The following is a 2598-nucleotide window of genomic DNA, read 5'->3' as shown; positions in this document are numbered from 1 at the left end:
CTCCACTGTTTGCGGGATTCCTCAATAAACTCGTGGCTCTTTCGCACGGGGGTTCTTTCTCCAATGCCGGGGACGTTCAATGCATTTGAGGCTAGCATATCATGGCTTGGGCCGCATGACTGATATCAAAGTCACTAACTTCGCGATATCTCAGGGGGTATCTCGGCGCGGGGTGGCCGGTGAATTTTTCGCCGGAAAAAGGTGTCTGAGCGAAGCGAGTTCTTTTTCCAAGAAAAATTCACCGGACACCCCGCAAGCCCGCCCTAAAATGGGCAGGCTACAACGAGGACAATTCCACCAAATCAGATCAACTCGATAGCAACGGCAGTCCCCTCGCCACCACCAATACACAGCGAAGCCACACCGCGCTTCAGGCCACGCTGCTTCAGGGCATTGATCAGGGTAACGATAATCCGCGAACCGGAAGAACCGATCGGATGCCCCAGGGCACAGGCGCCACCGTGGACGTTCACCTTGTCAGCCGGGAGTTTCAGTTCGTTGATGGCCGCCAGGGTGACAACGGCGAAGGCTTCGTTGATCTCGAAGAGATCCACGTCGTCCACGCTCCAGCCGGCTTTCTTCAGCACCTTCTCGATGGAACCAATGGGCGCAAGGGTGAACTCGGCCGGCAGTCGGGCATGAGTGGCGTGGGCCACGATGCGGGCCTGGGGTGTCAGGCCACGGGCGTCGGCTTCGGCGGCGGAGGCCAGAACAAGGGCGGAGGCGCCGTCGCTGATGGAGCTGGAGTTGGCCGCGGTCACGGAACCGTCTTTGGCGAAGGCCGGCTTCAGGTGCGGGATTTTCTCCGGCTTTGCGTTGCCCGGCTGCTCGTCGGTGTCGACTTCGGTGTCACCGCCACGGCCAGGTACGGTTACCGGAACAATTTCGTCGCGGAACCAACCGTTTTCGATGGCCGCCAGGGATTTCTGCAGGGAACCGATGGCAAATTCGTCCATGGCCTGGCGGCTGATGTCGTATTTGTCAGCTGTACGCTGGGCGAAAACGCCCATCAGGCCGCCTTCGTAGGCGTCTTCCAGGCCGTCCAGGAACATGCTGTCCATCACCTGGCCATGGCCCATGCGCATGCCGGCGCGGGCCTTGGGCAGCAGGTACGGCGCCTGGCTCATGTTTTCCATGCCGCCAGCGATCATGATGTTATTGGTGCCTGCCTTGATCTGGTCGTGGGCCATGATCACGGCCTGCATGCCGGAGCCGCACATCTTGTTGATGGTGGTGCAGCCGGAGCTGTCGGGAATGCCGGAAGCACGGGAGGCCTGGCGCGCCGGGGCCTGGCCGAGGCCTGCGGGCAGTACGCAACCCATGATCACTTCCTGCACATCCGCCGGCTGGAGGCCGGAGCGTTCAATGGCGGTCTTGATGGAGATAGCGCCCAGATCCGGCGAGCGCACGGAGCTGAGGGAGCCCATCATGCCGCCCATCGGGGTTCTTGCTGAACCTGCGATTACCACATCATTGCTATTCATTTGGTTGTCCTCCTGATTCTGTGGAAGGCCCGACCAGGGGGCAGCCTCTCCGGGACACGCTGTAAATACTTCCCTGTACGCTTGACTGCAGCATCCATGCTGCAGACAGTCCCGGAGAGGCTGCCCCCTGCTCGGACCCCGAGCATTCGACTTGCCTTCTGAGGCCTTAAAGGCCCTTCTTTCAGGCTTTGCCCAGTACCGACCGGGCAATAATTTCTTTCATGACTTCCGAGGTACCGCCATAAATGCGCTGCACCCGCGCGTCGATAAAGGCCCGGGAAATCGGGTATTCGGTGGTGTAACCGTAACCGCCAAACAGCTGCAGGCAGCCATCGGCCACGCGGCACTGCATTTCAGTGGCGCTGTACTTGGCCATGGAGGCAGTTGGCGCGTCCAGTTCACCCAGGTCGTACTGGTCGATGCACTGGTCCACGAACGCCTTGTTCACCCGGTAGTCGGTTTCCATGCGCGCGATTTCAAATCGGGTGTTCTGCAGTTGGGCCAGTTTCTGTCCGAACAGTTCCCGCTCCTGGGCGTAGGCAATGGTCAGATCCAGGGAGCCACGGGCGGCAGCCACGCCAAGGGCGCCAATCACCAGACGTTCACGGGGCAGTTCCTTCATCAGGTACACAAAACCCTGTCCTTCTTCGCCGAGAAGCGCGGAAGCCGGGATGCGCATGTCGGAGAAGAACAGCTCGGAGGTATCCCCGGAATGCTGGCCGATCTTGTCCAGGTTGCGGCCTTTGCTGAAGCCAGGCAGTGAGGTATCCACCAGGAACAGACTGATGCCCCGGGCGCCGGCCTTCGGATCGGTTTTCGCGGCAACGATGACCATATCAGCGTGCTGACCGTTGGTGATGAAGGTCTTGGAGCCGTTCAGGATGTAGTCATCGCCATCTTTCACCGCACTGGTGCGGATCGCCTGCAGGTCACTGCCGGCACCGGGCTCGGTCATGGCGATGGCGCCAACGGCTTCGCCGGAAACCAGCTTGGGCAACCACTGCTGACGCTGATCTTCATTGCCCATGTGGCTCAGATAGGGAGCGACAATGTCCGAATGGACCATCACGTTGGTGGATAGCGCGCCGAATCCCATGCGGGCCAGCTCTTCACC

General features: G+C 60.4%; 2 protein-coding genes. Both read right to left on the bottom strand.

What is annotated here, in order from left to right; translation table 11 throughout:
• Nucleotides 1–302: 302 nt before the first annotated feature.
• Nucleotides 303–1484 carry a thiolase family protein gene (locus B2W52_RS04055; protein WP_273070802.1) on the bottom strand — a complete coding sequence of 394 codons (1182 nt, stop codon included), beginning with the start codon at nt 1482–1484 and terminating at the stop codon, nt 303–305.
• Between the two features lie 181 nt (nt 1485–1665).
• Nucleotides 1666–2598, bottom strand: a 933-nt coding sequence (locus B2W52_RS04050) for an acyl-CoA dehydrogenase family protein (protein ID WP_286801453.1), incomplete at its 5' end; no start/stop codon positions are given.

Origin of the sequence: Marinobacter sp. UBA2498, assembly GCF_002341575.1 — a bacterium.
Lineage (GTDB): Bacteria > Pseudomonadota > Gammaproteobacteria > Pseudomonadales > Oleiphilaceae > Marinobacter > Marinobacter manganoxydans.
The sequence above is the reverse complement of the archived record's forward strand: the minus strand, read 5'-3'. Positions and strand labels throughout refer to the sequence as shown.

Coding starts and splice junctions, on each gene's coding strand:
- B2W52_RS04055 (WP_273070802.1), bottom strand. CDS start 1,484: ATGAATAGCAATGATGTGGTAATCGCAGGTTCAGCAAGAACCCCGATG.